A 16,328-nucleotide genomic window follows, 5' to 3' on the forward strand; every position below is an offset into this window, starting at 1 on the left:
GTTTATAAGGATGACAAGCTACATTGCAGAAAGCCCCATTCAGTTGCTTAAGCCAGCTTCATCCATCGCTCTCTGGTATGCCAACATGAATGATGATCAGGCGTGGAATACGAGCAAATATTTCCCTGTGTTACATGATCCCGTGCAAGCCAAGCTAGTCATTCAGCAAGAGCAGCAGCTGCTCTGGATTGCTGAGAGCGAAGATACGGTGTTGTTCCATCATCAACCTGAAGATGAATTTTTAGCATATGTTGAAATGGTGCGAGGACAAGGTACGCTGCCACATATTCAGAGGTTGCATCACGGCGAATCAGATTCCGATGCTGACAAGCATAGTCAGGATAAGGAGCTTACACTTCTTCCTTTTCTATTAACGGAGCAGGTACGCCAATGGTCATATGAGAAAGGTTGGAAGTTGCGCTATGACGATGCTGATTATGTTCGAAGGCTAAATGATAAATATCAGGTTCGGAGATTTGTAGAAAAGAACGGTTTTGCTGTTACTAAGGGCTATTTCTGTCATACACCTGAACAATTAGAAGAAGCTTACCGTAGGATTCAAGTGCAAGGATTTACTCAAGCGGTACTCAAATCCCCGCATGGTTCATCTGGGAAAGGTTTATCTGTCATCGATAGTGAGGCGGCATTTCATAAGCTGCTTGCTTTTATTCGTAGGCGAGCTGCTACATTTGAGCTGTTGCTTGAAGCTTGGCACCCGATCAAACGTTCCTTGAATGCCCAAATTTCTATTCAGCCCAATGAAGTACATTTACTGGCGATTACAGAGCAGCGCATTCTGGAGCGCGGTATCTATGTAGGGACGGACTATGCACCACAAATTCCAGCAGCACTGCGAGAAACCTATGAGAACGAAATGCTTAGATTAGGCCATCTGCTTCAGCAGCAAGGATATACAGGGGTAATTGGCGTAGATTCGATTGTTGATGAATTAGAAGATTTGTATCCGATAATCGAGATTAATGGGCGTTTTACGCAAGTTACTTACTTGCTTCCATTTGTAGAGTCTCAACTTCATTCGCATACATTTGTAGAAAGCCGTTATATCCGGCTGGATGCCGAACGTAAGTATACATTTTCTGAAATGAAAGCAGCTCTTGATGAGGCACTTGAGCCAGATATTCATCAACGCTACGTTATCTATACGTATGCTGCTCAACAGCATGCTGAACGATGGCATTATAGAGTGTTTCTCCTGTTTTTGGGACAAGATGCTGATTCCTTTCATCACATGATTGATCGTTTTGAGCGATTTACACTTGCTTCTTTGGAGGGAGTGGAAGGAAAATGAGCGCATTTGTTACGGTGTTAAGCGCAGCGAATTCCTTAGGTATTTATGTTCCTGCCAAGCTGCTCCAACATCAGCTGCGAGCTAAAGGACTGCAAGTTCAGATAGAAATGTTGGAGCAGTTGTATCCAGCGGTGACACGTGACAGCATCCCTCGTTACCGTAAGGCTTTCCACCAAAGCTTTCGAGTCGCAAAGACAGGCTATCACTTGGCAAAAAATTTGGGTGATACGTTGGACCCAACTAAAGTTGAGGCGCTGCTGTCCAAATGGAAGGAAGAAGGCAGAAAGCATTTCATTGTGATGACAGGTTTCTGGATTCCTGTCATTGAGCGTTATAAGGAGATAATGAAGGAAACGTCGTCCCTTACGATCCAATTGATACGACTTGATGCAGGAGAATCTGCCTCTTATGCCGTGCATAGAGGACTCGGAGACGATTATCACAATGTATGGATGTTCGAAGTCGGAGGGAATGAGGAGCAGCAGTTGTGTCGGCAGCTAATTGTGAGCAGGGAAGCACCAGTGTCATTTGAGTCGCGTGCTGATCGCTATACGATCCATGGTGGCGGATGGGGAATTGGCACGTACCAAACGATAATCGATCCAGCGCGCCAACAACAGCTTGCATTAAATGTAATCGCCTACTATTTGGACGATATTCCGGATAATCGAGATTTTCATCGCTACTATATGATCGATCCGGAGTGGAATCCTTGGGACATCGACGAACAAGGTGATCATCGTTTTCCACCATTTGCGGAGGTTAACGAGCAAGGGAATGTTGAGTTTCTATCATGCAGCAGCCGCTCTTATCCCGAAGTATTCGATCTTATTCGTAACAGTCGTGCTGTTATTAGCAAGCCAGGCGGTGCCACTTTAGTAGACTCTTTATCTGCGGCAACTCCCGTTATCATGTTGGAGCCATTCGGCAGTCATGAGGAAGCGAATATGAAGCTATGGGAATCAGAAGGCTTTGGCATTCGTTACGAGCAGTGGAAGGAAGCTGGATTTTCAATCGATTTGTTAAGAGAGTTGCATGACAACTTATTACGAGCACGCGAAAAGGCGGTAGATGTTGTAGAAGAGCTTATTGTCAGTTTACACGTACCGAATAACTAAATAATCCCCTGTCAGCGGCGTAAGATGAAGCAGCCATGAAAGGAGGTGAGGATGAAAGAGACTGCAACTCGGATGTGACGTAGCGTCGTTCGTTGTCTTGTCAGTAAGATGTAGTTCAACCAACCTACTTTTATGATGAGGAGGAGATACGAGATGGCAATCCAGATAAATAAAGAAGGGATACCGTCTGTAATCAGCACGTCAACACCTCGATGGATATGGCTCCAATTGTTAGAAGCATGCAACTTACGCTGCAAAATGTGCTATGAATGGGGCGATAATGGCGCTTATAAAGAAAGGCCAGTACTTGCTCAATTAGACATCAATGTTGTAAAGCAAATTATCGAGGACTGCAGTCATGCGAAGCCGTACTATGATTTGTTCGGTGGCGAGCCTTTAATGTACAAGCACTTTGATGAGGTGCTTGAAACCCTCAAATATTATGGCAGTCAGGTGGCCTTTCCTACCAATGGCACCTTGCTGGAAAAGAAAGCGGAGATGATTATCGAGCATGGGGCGCATCGAGTATGGGTTTCTATGGACGGACCAGAAGAAATTAATGATGCGCAGCGGGGCCCAGGTGTATTTAAGAAGGCTAGACGGGGTATCGAGAAATTATTTGACTTGAGGGAAGCAAAAGGCTTGGAGTTTCCTAAAGTAGGGATTATTTTTATCATTACCCCATTAACTTATATGCACGTTGAGCGATTGTTCTTCGAACACATTGACATTAAGAAGCTGGATCATATTAGTCTTGAATTCCAGTCCTTTATTACTCCTGAAGATCATGTGGAATACCGCAATATTTTGAAAACCAACTTCAATCTAGACACGAACGCGCAAGTATCCAATGGATTCGTTCGTCCATTGTCTGAATTTAGTCAGATGGACAAGGCGGAGTTATCTCGCCAAGTACGAAATATCGAGCGCTACTGCCAAGAAAACGGTGTCTACTTCAATGCCTACCCTCAAAATATGACCGAGGATACCATCGACCTTTATTTCAGCGGCAACAGCCGTGAACTGTCGCATGCGAAGAAGCGGTGTGAGTTTCCTTGGCTCAGCACGGAAATTAATGCGCGCGGCGATGTTACCTCTTGCCATGCTTTCTACGACCTTACTTTAGGAAATGTAAATGAAGAGCGCCTGTTAGATATTTGGAAAGGGCCTCGCTACAAGGAGTATCGCAACTACTTGAAACGCAATTCGTTTCCAATTTGCCAAGCGTGCTGCTTGAATTTCAAAACGAAGACGGAGAAATAAGATGAGTAGTATACAGATGGATGGTGTGGGTGTTCTTCGTATTGGTGTGCTTGGATGTGCTCGTATCGTGGGGCGAGCGCTGATTCAACCTTTACGAAGTGTGCCTCATTTAACGGTTCATGGCATTGCTAGTCGTTCTCTTGAGCGTGCTCAGCAATTTGCTTCGAAGTATGCCATACCTCACGCGTACGGTAGTTATGAGCAGTTGTTAGCTTCACCAGATATCGATGTCGTCTATATTGCTTTGACCAATGAGCAGCATGTGGAGTGGGTAATACGTTCTTTGCAAGCAGGCAAGCATGTGTTGGTTGAGAAGCCAATGTGCTTGACGATGAAAGAGTATGATCGCATCGCAGCGGAGCAATTACGAAGCGGTCTTTACGTATTGGAAGGTGTTATGATTCAACATCATCCATGGCAATCGACGGTGAAAAGGTTCGTTGAGTCTGGTGAGTACGGTGAGCTGCATGCCGTGGGCATGAATCTCAGTGTTAGAGTGGAACGAGAAGGAATGGATGATTATCGCATGTATCCAGAGCAGGGCGGTGGAGCTTGGTATGATTTCGGTACGTACTGGCTTCAAACGCTTCAAGCTATTGTTGGATTGAACATGACACGAGTTGAAGCTAGTTCTGATTTTGACGGACCTAATCGTACAGATTGGACATTTCGAGCAGAGGCAGCGTATGAGAATGGTTTGAAGGCTACTTTTAAAGGCTCGTTTGAGGAGCAATATGAGGCAAGTGTTGTGTTCCAATTCGAACGCTGTAACGTTGTGCTGCAAGATATTTTCCGACCAGGTATTGCGCCTTGTAAGCTGGCGATACATGTAGAATGCATCGAAAGTGGAGAGGTTGAAAGCATAGGATTTGAGAAGCAGTCCTATTTTTCTAATCAATGGAACTATTTTGGTGATGTTATTATGAACGGAATTACTAGTGATGCTTTCAGTCAGACAGGTGAAAGAGTGAAGGTTCTCGAGCAGCTCTATAATCAAGCTCGAATGCTATCAACGACAATCGTTATCGATTAGGAGGAGTCAAGATGAATGACAAAATTATTGCTATCTTAAGTGAAGTAAAAGAAGATCCATCATTACTGCAAACGCTGCAGCCAACTTCAGATATTGTAAATGACGCGGGTCTTGACTCTTTGCAGATGATTAACTTTATGCTTGCAATAGAAGATGAGTTTGATATCCAAATTGACTTTGATACGTTCGACTATGATCATTTAGCGTCAATTGAAATTTTTTCAGCTTTTTTACGAGTATCAAAGGCGGCTCAACCACAGACCTAGAGAGCTGGGCTGCTTAAAATAATACGTAATGCTTGGGAGGAGGAAGACGGTGCAACCACGTACGCATGTCAAATTTGACCGAGACACGTTTCAAAATGTAAAACGAACGATTCGTAATATGTCCATGTCTAGCAGAGCACAGCGGCATGATCCTACCTTTGCATTGGATGTGCCTGATGATATCGGCATAAAGCTGAACAATGGCTGCAACTTACGCTGCAAGCATTGCTTTGAATGGAACAGTGATGGCTACCATCATGATATGTCACGCGAAGTGAAAAACGCAGAGATTGAGTTTGATCTGCTATGCCAATTGTTAAAAGATACGCAGCATCGGAGTTCACGCTTATTTCTATGGGGTGGTGAACCGCTGTTCTATACCAAATTTGAAGCACTGGCAGATTATTTAGCAGAAGATCCTCGTACGACTACGATTTGTACGAATGGATTGCTTATTAAGGACAAATTAGATTCGATCTTAAAAATATCAGAAGGTCTTACATTGCTAATAAGCCTTGAAGGATTTGAGGCGGAAAATGATGCGATTCGAGGCAGAGGAACGTTTCAAAAAGTTGTTGAGCAAATGAATATGCTGCTCGAATTGCAAAAAGCGGGCACGTATAAAGGCCGAATTTCGATCAGCTTGACGATTAACGATGCAATGATCGGGAAGTTGTATGATTTTATGGAATATTTTGAGTCATTAGGCATTGATACCGTATATTTTGTATTCCCGTGGTACATCCCGGAGGATGTTGCCAACAAAATGGATGATTACTATCGCGAGCGCTTCAACTGGCTTGAGGCGGCAAAAACGCAGCAGCGATATAGTTGGCATTCCTTCACATTCCGCGTGTCTGAAGCCAATATTGAGCCGCTGCAAGAAGAGATGAAGCGGATCAATGCGCGAGTGTGGGACAGTCGTATACGTTTCCAACCAGCGCTTGAACCAGCAGAAGTGAGAGATTTTGTGCTTGGCTCAGAAAAACCTGCCATGAAACGAACACAATGTTTGTCTATCTCTAATCGAATTGATATTATGCCGGATGGCAAGGTCAATCCATGTAAGTTCTTCCCTGAATTTACGCTCGGTGATTTGAGTAAGGATGATCTGCAAGATGTATTCCACAGTGATTCATTCCGACGTCATCGTGAAGTGCTGGGTGAAGGTCTAACTCCTGTTTGCTCCCGTTGCGTTCTACTGTATAATCATGGTAGATAAACGGTTTGTCCAAGAGGAGGAGTTAGAGGATGACAACCGAAACCGTTCATATTTCTGCGTGGTCCTTGTACCAACCTGATATTGTGCCCATCCGTAATGTGATACGGAAGGCTAGAAGAGAGGGGTACGTGTTCACAAGGGACGAGGCGGACTTCAACAAAGAGGGTATTTATACGGTTGCGATGGAGAAGCATTTGACTCATCTTCAAATGATTGAGCGAGTAGTAGATCCACTAATTGAAAGATGCAGACAAGAAGGCACTACGATAGCGGAAATATGGTTCGCGCAAACTTCCATGGTTGCGTGGCATGATCGAAACTTTTTTAAATCAGTATTGGCACGATGGGGGCTAGAGCATGTACCGATTTATGCATTAGAGGAGTATTCTTGCTCTAGCTTCCATTCGGTGCTCAAAAATGCAAAAATGATGCTTGAGCATGCTCCCAACCAAGCCATTCTATTTATAGGCTGCGATAAAGGCAGGCATCCACTTGATTACGTAACGGATTATGTGTTCGTTGGCGATAGTTCTTCAGCCTGTCTTCTTGAATACGGAAAAGGAACACATCAGCTTATTGCCGTAGATTCGAAGCACGATAAAGTCATCTATGATAATGATGAAGAGAAGATTAAGCAGGCCTATCAATTGTACTATTTGCATATTAGGCAATTTATAATCCGAATGATTAAGCAGAACGGATTAAAGATTGATGATATTAAACTCGTATTTTGCAACAACATGCCTAACTTCGTATGGGAGACTGTAGCACGGACTACAGGCATTCCACTCACTAAATTTTATAGACCTTCCTTGCATACTGGCTGCCACATGACGAATTCGGATGTTCTATTCAATTTGGAGCATGCTGTTACGCACGAAGCACTTGCTCCTGGAGACTATTATTTTTCTTTAACAACTGGGACGGGCGGAAGCTTCGGATGTGCGTTGCATCGGTATTGTCCACCCAATCATTCTGATGAGTGGCAGGAGGATTACTAATGGTGCAACAACTTTCCTCACGTTTATTTCTAAGCGATCTTTCCATAAAGAAACCTAATAGCTTTAAAACATTTGAGCAGTGCGACGAAGCGATGGAATACGAACTTGATAAGATGGCTAGTGAGAGGGAACATTTGTTTCAAGCATCAGGGGTTCCACCTTTGTGGCCTCCAGCTGCGGACAGCCGTACTCATGCGTATCATTCTAGCTCTAGCAATACAAACAGTTCTATGGTAGCAACGATAGCCGCCCCAGTTCTGGTACCAGCCTTTCATGAACAGCCTTACGATGCAATATGTGCAGAGGCAGTTCAAGCGGGGCGATATAACGACGCATCCTATTTGTGCTACTGTCATGAAACCGTTGTTCCAGCTATCATTTATATGCCTAGCTTTCAGCTTGCACAAGCGCTAGGTCATGCACGTACCGTTCCATTAGCGATTGGTCAGCATGGCAGTCTAGCATGTATTCTAGGTTTCCGATGGTTGGAACGTATGCTGCTGAATGATAACTCAAGTCATGCGGTGCTTACGATTATTGACCAGACGGTCTATCCTTTCAGCAGACGTCATTGGAATGGATATTTGAAAGCTGATATGGCTATGTGGTGTCGTGTATCCTCGCAGGATGGTGAATTTGAAGTATTATCCTATGAGAGCAAGCCTGCTTATCTAGCAACCGATATGTTTGATTGGACAAGCGAAGATTACGATCAAGCTATTTATGGCTTAGTACAACAATTGGAATTGTCGATGAATCAAGGAGCGTATATGCAGTCGGATCTCTTGATTGTACAGCATGTCTCTGCAAAATGGATGAGTCAGGTTGAACGTATAGCCGCACAAACAGGTATATCTCTCTATCAAAGATCGGAATGGACAGAAGTGAATGGCCTCGGAAGTGATCCCTTTTTGACGCTACAAGAAGCTGTTAAAACGGATGTGTTTGGACATGGTCAAACAGCTTTACTCGTCTTTGCTAGTGTTGATTATGGAATAGGGCTCGTACGCATAAAAAGGAATATGGAAGCAACTGGCAATGAATCGTAAGTGTGAAGGTTCCATTACTCCTTATAGAGGGGCATGTTAAATGAAACCTAATGGCAACCATGGAATTTGTAGTACAAGAGCTATAAAAACTTACTTAAACCACAATGCGGCTAACCGCTTGTGGTTTTTTGTTGCTCAATCATACAAAATTATCTAATACAAAAATTACAATTTACAAAACTTTTGGACGTTTCATGCATCTAACAGGTATACTCATATTTATGTGTAAACGTGGATTCTAGATAGCAAGTCGATGTTAGTTATGTTAGTAGAGAGATTTGAGTGTGTATCTATACTGACAAAATGAATCTCGAATTACATAACCGTGGAAAATAGATTATAAATTGGATGGTGGTAGCTGAGGACATGATTTATACAGACTGGCTATACTGGTTATTCGTACTTGCAACTTTACTTTTATTTTATGTTGTGCCTTATCGAGTGAGACCTTATATCTTATTCGCAGGTGGAGTTACATTTTATACGTATTACGCAGGCTCCTTTATATTTTTGCTTTTAAGTGAGGTCATTATTGCACTGCTGCTCATATATTGGGCGACTAAGAAGTCTAACAAATGGATATACCCAGCAGCTATTATAGGAGCTGTCTTTGTACTAGGTTATTTTAAATATAGTGGCATGCTGATTGAAACTTTGCAGGAATTATTTTCGTTTATTAATCAGCCGTTTCTACCATCGGTAGAACAATTAATTTTGCCATTAGGTATTTCTTATTTCACATTTGAGTTGATTCATTACTTGGTGGAGCGCAAGCGCGGCAATCTTCCCGAACATAAGCCGATAGGGCTGCTGGCGTTCATCTTCTTCTTCCCGACGATGGTTGCAGGTCCAATTAAACAGTTCCAAGTATTCTTTCCGCAGTTGCAGACTCGCTTCCAATGGGAGAATCTCCCGATTGGTATAGGGCGTATCGGAATTGGGTTATTCAAGAAGCTTGTTCTAGCAGAGAGTATTAAGGTAATAGCAGCACCTATTTATACGGAGGCTGGAATCGCACAGTCGGATTTATCTACACTGTGGATTGCACTGATTGCTTATACATTCGTCATTTATTTCGACTTCTCAGGGTATTCAGACATTGCAATCGGTACGGCTCGATTGTTCGGTATCGTGGTACCAGAGAACTTCCGAAATCCATATATGGCGCGCAGCATTGCAGAATTCTGGAATCGGTGGCATATCTCGCTTGGCGCATGGTTGACACGTTATGTGTATTTCCCGCTAGGAGGCAGTCGAGTATCGCAGCCGCGCGTGTACGTTAACTTGATGTGTACGATGACGGTTTCAGGATTATGGCATGGTGCAGCATGGAACTTTGTCGTCTGGGGAATGTTCCACGGGGTTATGCTTTGTATTCATCGTTTCTTTATCAAGCAAGTTAAACCAAAGTTCCCGCCTGTTCCAAAATGGTTAAAACCTGGGACTACCGTATTATCGATCGGGATTACGTTCTTTGGCGTCACGATTAGTAGGGTCTTTTTTGTTTTACCAATTTTAGCAGGATGGGATTTAACACTACGGTTGTTCGGCTTTAAATAATCATTCTACATTTCATTTGTTTGTTATGAAGTCTCATGCTGTATATACAAGTAGAACACGTAAAACAATGGACTAAAGGAGTGGATGTTAAGAAATGGGTAACTTTTTTCCCTGGAAGTCGCTGTCGGTGTTGATGGTATCCATCGCAACGTTAGGTGTTGTTGGCATTAATCAGTGGGCAACGCCAATCGTCGAGGATATGCAAAAGGAAGTTGTGAGCCATGCGAAAAAGGAGCTGCGTGTACCCGCGTATGATTCTATTGTCTATATGCCGCTCTGGATCGAGCATTTAAAGGAGCAGCCTGATAATGGTCGACAAAAAGTTGGTGTGTTTGGACCATCTACGGTATTTGGTACGACGGTTAAGGAAGGTAAAAATACGACTGCGGGTGTACTGCAGCTGCATATGAAAGACAAAACGGTTTATAATCTAGGACTTACAGGTGGCCGCTTCACGGAGACATACGCGATTCTTGCTTCGATGATCGATGAGATTGATTATGTCGTCTATGAAGTGAACTATGGTATAGCTGTCGTTACTGAAAATGAGCCTGATGTTATGGTTTATCCGACAATGGTTAGTAAACTTGGTCAAAGCATTCCTAAAGATTGGTTGGATAAATTCCCTGCTAAAAATAAAAGCTCGCTTCCGAGCGATGCGCATAATTGGATGACAGCAAATGTCCTGAATAACTGGACGCTGTTCCATGACCGTGATGCGCTCAGTTATAAGTTTTTAAAAACACGTACGCCGATGGAGAAGCTTCGTCGTGAAGTGAAGAAACAGCAGGATGCGAAGAAAGGGGTTAAGCCTGAACCTGCTGTATCTCCGTATCGTGCCTATGATTCATTTAGCAATACGTACAAGGCAAAAGTAGATAAACATTTCAAATCTCTCTATACCTGGAAAAAGCCATTTGACCCCAATAATAGCTTCGGCTTGTTCATGATGGAGAAGACGTTGGATTTGCTGAAAGAAAATAATAAGAAAGCCGTATTCTACTCGGCACCGCTGGACAAGTCGCTCATTACGAACCGTAAGCTGCTTGATTGGAAAGATTACAATAAAGTGATGGGTTCTTACAAAAAGCTAATTGAGTCTCGTGGATATCCGTATATTGAATTCAACGGTGGTACGAATGTTGTAGACCATAAATACTATCATGATCCTTCGCATATGACAGATGCAGGCAATAAGCTGTTTGGCGAAATTCTATACAAGAGGTTGAAAACATATGGAATTACCAACAAGTAGTAGGGTAGAAAAGCATAAGGCCAAATCATTGCCTTTAGGTCAACAAATAGCTCGTTATTTGCTACTAGGGCTTGTTACACTGGCTGGTGCTGCGATGATGATTATCGTCGTCTTAGGAGTCCTTTTCTTTTCGGGTGAAACGGCGGAATTTATTTATATGAACTTTTAGTAGATTGATCGATGAATTAGTTATCATTCAGAATGATTCAGAAAAGCTTGTGGCGTATAACGCTGCAAGCTTTTTTTGTTAACTAGTTATCGAGTCCATTCCATAATACTTGGTGTAACATATGCCTCAATGAAGCTCGCACCAATAAGCAGAATCGTCATAATAACTAATAGTAAGCCGATTCTGGTGCCTTCTCGTTTCCAGTCAACACGCTGCTTAAGTTTAATAAAGCGGGCTGCCCATACTAGTGGTTTCAATCCTATGGCACCGGCTATTAACAGTGCAGGAATTTCTAATATGCCGTGAGGAAGTAATCCTGCCAAAATGGTTTCGACGGAGCTAAAGGAAGTGGCCAAGACGGAAATAAACCCGATCATAATCCCGTTAAATAACAAAAACATAATGGTAGGAACGGATAGGAGAAGGCCGCTAGCAGCAATAATGAGTCCAGCCACGATATTGTTAAGCGCTAACGTATACCATTCAGGATACTGTGGATTATAGTACGTTTTTGGATCGATATCGACATAATTGCCCAACGTAATGCCGAGAAACAAACCTGCTACTAGAAACAAGCCAGCTAAAATAAATCGTTTCTTTTCTTCTTGCCATACTTGTTTAAGATTGATTTTCATGCTGTTGTTCACCTCATGCTGTTATTTGATCATTTCATTTACATCAATAAACATAAGTAAAAGTACACCTAAATCTATCAGGTGTACTTGTATAGAGAATTAAAGAGCGATAGCAGTGTCTATAAGGCCGAAATTGATAAGTGTTTCTAAAAGTCCTCTAACGAACTCAAGCTGCGGAGGAAGAGCTCCTGTATTGATAAGGTTCTCGATAATTTCTTTTGCTACAGAAAGGTCAACACCAAGTAAAGAAGAAACATCAATCATCATAATTTTGCACCTCCTTTTCTGTGGAACTAACACCAATCTATGAGGACTCTACTAGATTGGTTCCAAATATAAGCAGCTCGTCCTATATATTTGGATATGTTGTCCATGTCATATTGGACAAGTATCAGCAACAAAGATGACAAGTGAAAGAACGGTTTCTAATAGACTTGGTTCCCGTTTATTTTCATGTATCGAACATGAAGTAGTGGTGAAGTATGTATGAAATTGGCAGTGAAATTTCGGGGGATTTATGCTAATATCAATTTTGTTCTCCTAAGAAGAACAAGTGTATTCCCACAAGAGACAAATTAATGATTTTTCCATGAATAGAACATACTAAGGAGATACAGCTATGAAACGAATTGGACTTTTTATGCGCATTGTTATTGCTATAGCTCTCGGAATTGGACTTGGGCTAGTTGCACCGGACTGGTTTATTCGCATCTTTGCTACCTTTAACAAAGTGTTTGGCAACTTTTTGAACTTTATTATTCCACTTATTATTATTGGATTTATTATTCCTGGTATTGGGGAATTAGGGCGTGGAGCGGGTAAGTTGGTTGGGTTAACAGCGCTTGTTGTTTATATGTCAACCATTGTTGCAGGCTTCTTGGCTTATTTTGTTGCTGATGCAACGTTCCCTAAGTTGCTCAGTTCCTCGAATGCTGCACAAGCGAATCACAGTACGGGACAAGAGTTGTTGACAAGTTATTTTGATATAGGAATGCCTCCTGTATTTGATATTATGACTGCCTTGCTGCTTGCCTTCTTAATCGGGATTGGTATTACGGCCGTACAGGCAGATGGGTTGATGAAAATCTCGCTTGAGCTGAAAGAGATCGTCGGTAAAGTCATATCCGCGATAATTGTACCGCTCTTGCCGATCCATATTGCGGGTATTTTTATGAATATGACGCAGGCGGGCGAAGTGGCGATGATTTTACAAGTGTTTATTAAAGTGTTTGCCATCATTTTGGTGCTGCATCTGATTATTTTGATCTTGCAGTTCTCGGTTGCAGGGGCATTAAATAAACGCAATCCGTTTCGCATGCTGCGTACAATGGTACCGGCCTACTTTACTGCATTAGGTACGCAATCATCAGCAGCGACGATCCCGGTGACTTTAAAGCAGGTAAAAGAGCTAGGGACAGATGAAGAAGTAGCTGACTTTGTTGTTCCACTATGTGCAACGATTCATATTACAGGCTCGACGATCACGTTGACATCGGTGTCTGCTGCAATCTTGCTCTTGAATGGACATACTTTGTCGCTTGAGGTGATGCTGCCATTCATCATGATGCTTGGTATTACGATGATTGCTGCTCCAAGTGTACCTGGTGGTGGGGTCATGGCTGCACTAGGACTATTTACATCCATGCTCGGATTTGATGATGCGATGATTAGTTTGGCGATTGCGTTGTATATCGCACAGGACAGTTTCGGCACAGCAACGAATGTTACAGGTGATGGTGCAATTGCGCAAATTGTTCATTACTTTAAGAAAAAGAATAAGTTGACTACTAGTTCAAATTCATAAGGTATTTAAAATCTAGTTATCGTGCAGGTCTTGCATGATAACTAGATTTTTTTATGTGATTTTATAGATAGGAATGTGTGGATGGTGAAGAAAGGAAGGAAGGTTGCTTATCTTAGGAGTAGAGTTTAGTTCGTTTCCCTGATACTGGCGGTGGCTAGGGAAGGACCCTAGCTCGTAAACTCAAAAGTTTATCAGCACATCACTTTATAGCGCTTTTGATGTGGTAGCTTCTGCATCTGCATCCTGTTCATTTCTGGCTGTGCCTTTGTTTAGCATCATAATACCGATAACGACTAGCAGTAAGGCAACAATTTTCAACATACTAATTTCTTCTTGAAAGAAAATAATGCCTAGGATAACAGCAAGTGCAGTACCAATCCCTGACCATGTCGCATAGGCAGAAGATAGCGGTATCGTTTTTAACGAGAAGCTTAAGAAGGTGAACGCCGCAAAATAACATAGAGCAAATGCCAGTGTAGGATAGATGGCTGTAAATCCATTAGAGAGTTTTAGCATCACTGTGCCTACGGCTTCTGTAATAATGGACAAAGATAAGAAAAAGATACCTCTCATAACTCGAACTCCTTACGTAAATAGCATTATTTTGTCATATTCAATAGTACAAGACCCGTTATAAGCAGTACGATGCCGATAACACCTGTACGATTAATTCGCTCTTTAAAAAATAGGACGCCAACTAGTACAGTTAAAATGGTTCCAAGTCCGCTCCAAGTTGCATATACCGGGCCCAAAGGTAGAAACTGTAGTACGTTAGAAAGCAGGTAAAAGCAAAGTCCATAACCCACGATTACGCCAGTGACAGGCAGGGCCCGTGTAAATCCGTTGGATAGTTTCAGCATAAAGGAGCCGAATACTTCAAACACAATTGAAAAAAGCAATAATACATAAGGCATTACGATGATTCCTCCCACAGTAATTTCATCATATAATCGAACACGTTCTGCTGGTCCTCCTTGGTAACGGGACATAGTTGGAACATGGATGAGAACCACAATCCATCACATAAGGTACGGAGCACGACAGACTTTTGCTTAGATAAGCCTTCTTGTTCCCAAGCTTGCTGAAATCGCTCATATTCTTCAGCCCACACATTCAACAGATCGGAATGGTTCGCAATGGCCGCTAACAGGCTTGAGTTCACGAGCAGAAAGTCGGGATCAGCGGACGCTTTCATCGTTGCTTGTAAATAGGCTTGGCTATATGGCATGCCCGATTCCAGCTCCGACTCAATCATGTTGCGGAAGCAGGCGATAACATGGATGTTCAATCCTTTTATTAATTCGTCTTTGCTAGGAAAATGATACAGCAGCCCACCTTTGCTAACGCCAGCTTCAACTGCTACAGCGTCAAGTGTTAGTTGGTTAGCTCCTTTGGAGGCGATCACTTGAGAAGCTGCATTCAATATCTGTTCACGTTTGGACATGTTTGCAACCACCTTACTATACCGTCTGGACGGTTTATTTATTATGATTATAGCTGGTTTGGCGTGAAAATTCAACTTACATACGTTGCTAGTGATGTTCTGAATGTGATCATTAGTTACTTGGTGTTAGTTGCTATCTTAATAATAGTATGATACTTTAGAGAAACAAGATGATAGGAGGGATCGAGATGAAAATTGAAATTTGGTCGGACTATATGTGCCCATTTTGTTATATTGGGAAGAAACGATTAGAAACAGCGCTGCAGCAATTTGAGCATCGAGATCAAGTGGAGCTAACGTATCGTAGTTTTGAGTTGGACCCACATGCACCCCGTGATTTGAATCAACGTGTTGTGGAAATGTTAGCGGCAAAATACGGTATGAGCTTAGAGCAAGCGAGTGCGATGCAAAATCAGGTTGCAGCGCAAGCTTTAACGGTCGGACTTACGTTTAACTTTGACACGATGATCCATACAAACACTCGTGATGCTCATCGACTTACTCGTTATGCTTCGGATAGAGGTAAAGGCGCTCAAATGACAGAACGATTATTTTATGCGGCATTTACGGAGTCTCAACATGTAGGTGACCGTAACGTCTTAACGAATTTGGCGGTTGAAATTGGACTGGATCGAGCAGAAGTCATACAGCTGTGGGAATCAGATGCTTATGTACAAGAAGTGCTAGCAGAAGAGCAGCGTGCACAAGCGATGGATGTCCGCGGTGTTCCCTATTTCTTAGTGGATGGGAAGCTTGCGGTTTCTGGTGCACAATCAAGTGAGCGTTTTGCAGAGGCGTTACAATATGCGTGGCAGCATCGTGAGCAATCTAATGAAGTCTCATCTAACGAGGAATCTTCTGGTTCCGGCTGTATTGATGGAACTTGCACGATATAGCGATTATAATAAAAAGTATCCTGTTACCGTTTTCGTGGGAGCAGGATACTTTTTGTGTATACTGTGTATTTTGTGTTTGTGATGATTAGGTAGTAGGCAAATGTTGTCTTTCTGTGAGAAGCTAGGGATACGTACAGAGCAATAGGAGTAAGCAAATGCGCCAATCAACAAATGTGCCTAGAGAAGTAGAGGCGCTGCTCTGTACATACCAGAAGAAGATATGTAATGCGCTATTTGATCAAATCTATGGCATCTGTTGATATGGATCGATTGTCATCCAGACATTGGATTATAATCTCAATCG

At 42.5% G+C, this 16,328-nt stretch carries 18 protein-coding genes; 13 read left to right on the forward strand and 5 right to left on the reverse strand.

The genetic code is table 11. The features are described from left to right. The first annotated feature begins 10 nt into the window (after nt 1-10). From IFO66_RS02655 to IFO66_RS02705, 11 genes are all read left to right on the forward strand, one after another. Nucleotides 11-1,309: an ATP-grasp domain-containing protein gene (locus tag IFO66_RS02655; RefSeq protein WP_192023611.1), complete on the forward strand. Its 1,299-nt coding sequence runs from the start codon at nt 11-13 to the stop codon at nt 1,307-1,309. Next, a complete protein-coding gene (locus IFO66_RS02660; protein ID WP_192023612.1) occupies nt 1,306-2,427 on the forward strand; it encodes a hypothetical protein in 1,122 nt (373 codons plus the stop codon). The genes IFO66_RS02655 and IFO66_RS02660 overlap by 4 nt, the downstream gene beginning before the upstream one ends. A 153-nt stretch (nt 2,428-2,580) precedes the next feature. Then, complete coding sequence (locus tag IFO66_RS02665; RefSeq protein ID WP_192023613.1) at nt 2,581-3,690, forward strand: radical SAM protein; 1,110 nt, start codon at nt 2,581-2,583, stop codon at nt 3,688-3,690. Between the two features lies 1 nt (nt 3,691). After that, nucleotides 3,692-4,723 (forward strand): Gfo/Idh/MocA family protein, encoded by a 1,032-nt coding sequence (locus IFO66_RS02670; protein ID WP_192023614.1) that lies wholly within the window; start codon nt 3,692-3,694, stop codon nt 4,721-4,723. A gap of 11 nt (nt 4,724-4,734) precedes the next feature. After that, a complete protein-coding gene (locus IFO66_RS02675) occupies nt 4,735-4,989 on the forward strand; it encodes a phosphopantetheine-binding protein (RefSeq protein ID WP_192023615.1) in 255 nt (84 codons plus the stop codon). Between the two features lie 49 nt (nt 4,990-5,038). Continuing rightward, nucleotides 5,039-6,211, forward strand: a complete 1,173-nt coding sequence (locus IFO66_RS02680) for a radical SAM protein (protein WP_192023616.1) — start codon at nt 5,039-5,041, stop codon at nt 6,209-6,211. A gap of 29 nt (nt 6,212-6,240) precedes the next feature. Then, on the forward strand, nt 6,241-7,212 hold the full coding sequence (locus tag IFO66_RS02685) for a 3-oxoacyl-[acyl-carrier-protein] synthase III C-terminal domain-containing protein (protein WP_192023617.1): 972 nt from the start codon (nt 6,241-6,243) through the stop codon (nt 7,210-7,212). Continuing rightward, on the forward strand, nt 7,212-8,261 hold the full coding sequence (locus tag IFO66_RS02690) for a hypothetical protein (protein ID WP_192023618.1): 1,050 nt from the start codon (nt 7,212-7,214) through the stop codon (nt 8,259-8,261). Before IFO66_RS02685 ends, IFO66_RS02690 begins: the two co-directional genes overlap by 1 nt. Nucleotides 8,262-8,627: 366 nt before the next feature. Then, nucleotides 8,628-9,821: an MBOAT family O-acyltransferase gene (locus IFO66_RS02695; protein WP_192023619.1), complete on the forward strand. Its 1,194-nt coding sequence runs from the start codon at nt 8,628-8,630 to the stop codon at nt 9,819-9,821. 94 nt (nt 9,822-9,915) lie between these two features. Next, on the forward strand, nt 9,916-11,076 hold the full coding sequence (locus IFO66_RS02700; RefSeq protein WP_192023620.1) for a hypothetical protein: 1,161 nt from the start codon (nt 9,916-9,918) through the stop codon (nt 11,074-11,076). After that, complete coding sequence (locus IFO66_RS02705; RefSeq protein ID WP_192023621.1) at nt 11,057-11,245, forward strand: hypothetical protein; 189 nt, start codon at nt 11,057-11,059, stop codon at nt 11,243-11,245. Before IFO66_RS02700 ends, IFO66_RS02705 begins: the two co-directional genes overlap by 20 nt. An 86-nt stretch (nt 11,246-11,331) precedes the next feature. On the opposite strand, the gene IFO66_RS02710 is transcribed toward IFO66_RS02705, so the two are convergent. After that, entirely contained in the window at nt 11,332-11,880 is a 549-nt protein-coding gene (locus IFO66_RS02710) for a stage II sporulation protein M (RefSeq protein WP_192023622.1), read from the reverse strand. Nucleotides 11,881-11,979: 99 nt separating this feature from the next. Further along, on the reverse strand, nt 11,980-12,147 hold the full coding sequence (locus tag IFO66_RS02715; protein ID WP_157282928.1) for a hypothetical protein: 168 nt from the start codon (nt 12,145-12,147) through the stop codon (nt 11,980-11,982). Between the two features lie 352 nt (nt 12,148-12,499). Between IFO66_RS02715 and IFO66_RS02720 the strand changes: the two genes are divergently transcribed. After that, nucleotides 12,500-13,684 carry a dicarboxylate/amino acid:cation symporter gene (locus IFO66_RS02720; protein ID WP_192023623.1) on the forward strand — a complete coding sequence of 395 codons (1,185 nt, stop codon included), beginning with the start codon at nt 12,500-12,502 and terminating at the stop codon, nt 13,682-13,684. Between the two features lie 204 nt (nt 13,685-13,888). Here IFO66_RS02720 and IFO66_RS02725 read toward each other — a convergent pair whose 3' ends face one another. The 3 genes from IFO66_RS02725 to IFO66_RS02735 are packed head-to-tail and all read right to left on the reverse strand — an operon-like array spanning nt 13,889 to nt 15,128. After that, complete coding sequence (locus IFO66_RS02725) at nt 13,889-14,257, reverse strand: DMT family transporter (protein ID WP_192023624.1); 369 nt, start codon at nt 14,255-14,257, stop codon at nt 13,889-13,891. 26 nt (nt 14,258-14,283) lie between these two features. Beyond that, the gene (locus tag IFO66_RS02730) at nt 14,284-14,598 is read right to left on the reverse strand and encodes a DMT family transporter (RefSeq protein WP_192023625.1); all 315 of its coding nucleotides are present in this window, start codon (nt 14,596-14,598) and stop codon (nt 14,284-14,286) included. Next, nucleotides 14,598-15,128 carry a TetR/AcrR family transcriptional regulator gene (locus IFO66_RS02735; RefSeq protein WP_192023626.1) on the reverse strand — a complete coding sequence of 177 codons (531 nt, stop codon included), beginning with the start codon at nt 15,126-15,128 and terminating at the stop codon, nt 14,598-14,600. Before IFO66_RS02735 ends, IFO66_RS02730 begins: the two co-directional genes overlap by 1 nt. A gap of 188 nt (nt 15,129-15,316) precedes the next feature. Between IFO66_RS02735 and IFO66_RS02740 the strand changes: the two genes are divergently transcribed. Continuing rightward, entirely contained in the window at nt 15,317-16,024 is a 708-nt protein-coding gene (locus tag IFO66_RS02740; RefSeq protein ID WP_192023627.1) for a DsbA family oxidoreductase, read from the forward strand. The last annotated feature ends 304 nt before the right edge of the window (nt 16,025-16,328 follow it).

This window comes from Paenibacillus arenosi, from assembly GCF_014841135.1.
GTDB lineage: Bacteria > Bacillota > Bacilli > Paenibacillales > Paenibacillaceae > Paenibacillus_B > Paenibacillus_B arenosi.

Excerpts from the sequence above, each read along its gene's own strand:
- IFO66_RS02655 (WP_192023611.1), top strand. The coding sequence starts at position 11 with ATGACAAGCTACATTGCAGAAAGCCCCATTCAGTTGCTTAAGCCAGCT.
- IFO66_RS02660 (WP_192023612.1), top strand. The coding sequence starts at position 1,306 with ATGAGCGCATTTGTTACGGTGTTAAGCGCAGCGAATTCCTTAGGTATT.
- IFO66_RS02665 (WP_192023613.1), top strand. The coding sequence starts at position 2,581 with ATGGCAATCCAGATAAATAAAGAAGGGATACCGTCTGTAATCAGCACG.
- IFO66_RS02670 (WP_192023614.1), top strand. The coding sequence starts at position 3,692 with ATGAGTAGTATACAGATGGATGGTGTGGGTGTTCTTCGTATTGGTGTG.
- IFO66_RS02675 (WP_192023615.1), top strand. The coding sequence starts at position 4,735 with ATGAATGACAAAATTATTGCTATCTTAAGTGAAGTAAAAGAAGATCCA.
- IFO66_RS02685 (WP_192023617.1), top strand. The coding sequence starts at position 6,241 with ATGACAACCGAAACCGTTCATATTTCTGCGTGGTCCTTGTACCAACCT.
- IFO66_RS02690 (WP_192023618.1), top strand. The coding sequence starts at position 7,212 with ATGGTGCAACAACTTTCCTCACGTTTATTTCTAAGCGATCTTTCCATA.
- IFO66_RS02695 (WP_192023619.1), top strand. The coding sequence starts at position 8,628 with ATGATTTATACAGACTGGCTATACTGGTTATTCGTACTTGCAACTTTA.
- IFO66_RS02700 (WP_192023620.1), top strand. The coding sequence starts at position 9,916 with ATGGGTAACTTTTTTCCCTGGAAGTCGCTGTCGGTGTTGATGGTATCC.
- IFO66_RS02705 (WP_192023621.1), top strand. The coding sequence starts at position 11,057 with ATGGAATTACCAACAAGTAGTAGGGTAGAAAAGCATAAGGCCAAATCA.
- IFO66_RS02710 (WP_192023622.1), bottom strand. The coding sequence starts at position 11,880 with ATGAAAATCAATCTTAAACAAGTATGGCAAGAAGAAAAGAAACGATTT.
- IFO66_RS02715 (WP_157282928.1), bottom strand. The coding sequence starts at position 12,147 with ATGATGATTGATGTTTCTTCTTTACTTGGTGTTGACCTTTCTGTAGCA.
- IFO66_RS02720 (WP_192023623.1), top strand. The coding sequence starts at position 12,500 with ATGAAACGAATTGGACTTTTTATGCGCATTGTTATTGCTATAGCTCTC.
- IFO66_RS02725 (WP_192023624.1), bottom strand. The coding sequence starts at position 14,257 with ATGAGAGGTATCTTTTTCTTATCTTTGTCCATTATTACAGAAGCCGTA.
- IFO66_RS02730 (WP_192023625.1), bottom strand. The coding sequence starts at position 14,598 with ATGCCTTATGTATTATTGCTTTTTTCAATTGTGTTTGAAGTATTCGGC.
- IFO66_RS02735 (WP_192023626.1), bottom strand. The coding sequence starts at position 15,128 with ATGTCCAAACGTGAACAGATATTGAATGCAGCTTCTCAAGTGATCGCC.
- IFO66_RS02740 (WP_192023627.1), top strand. The coding sequence starts at position 15,317 with ATGAAAATTGAAATTTGGTCGGACTATATGTGCCCATTTTGTTATATT.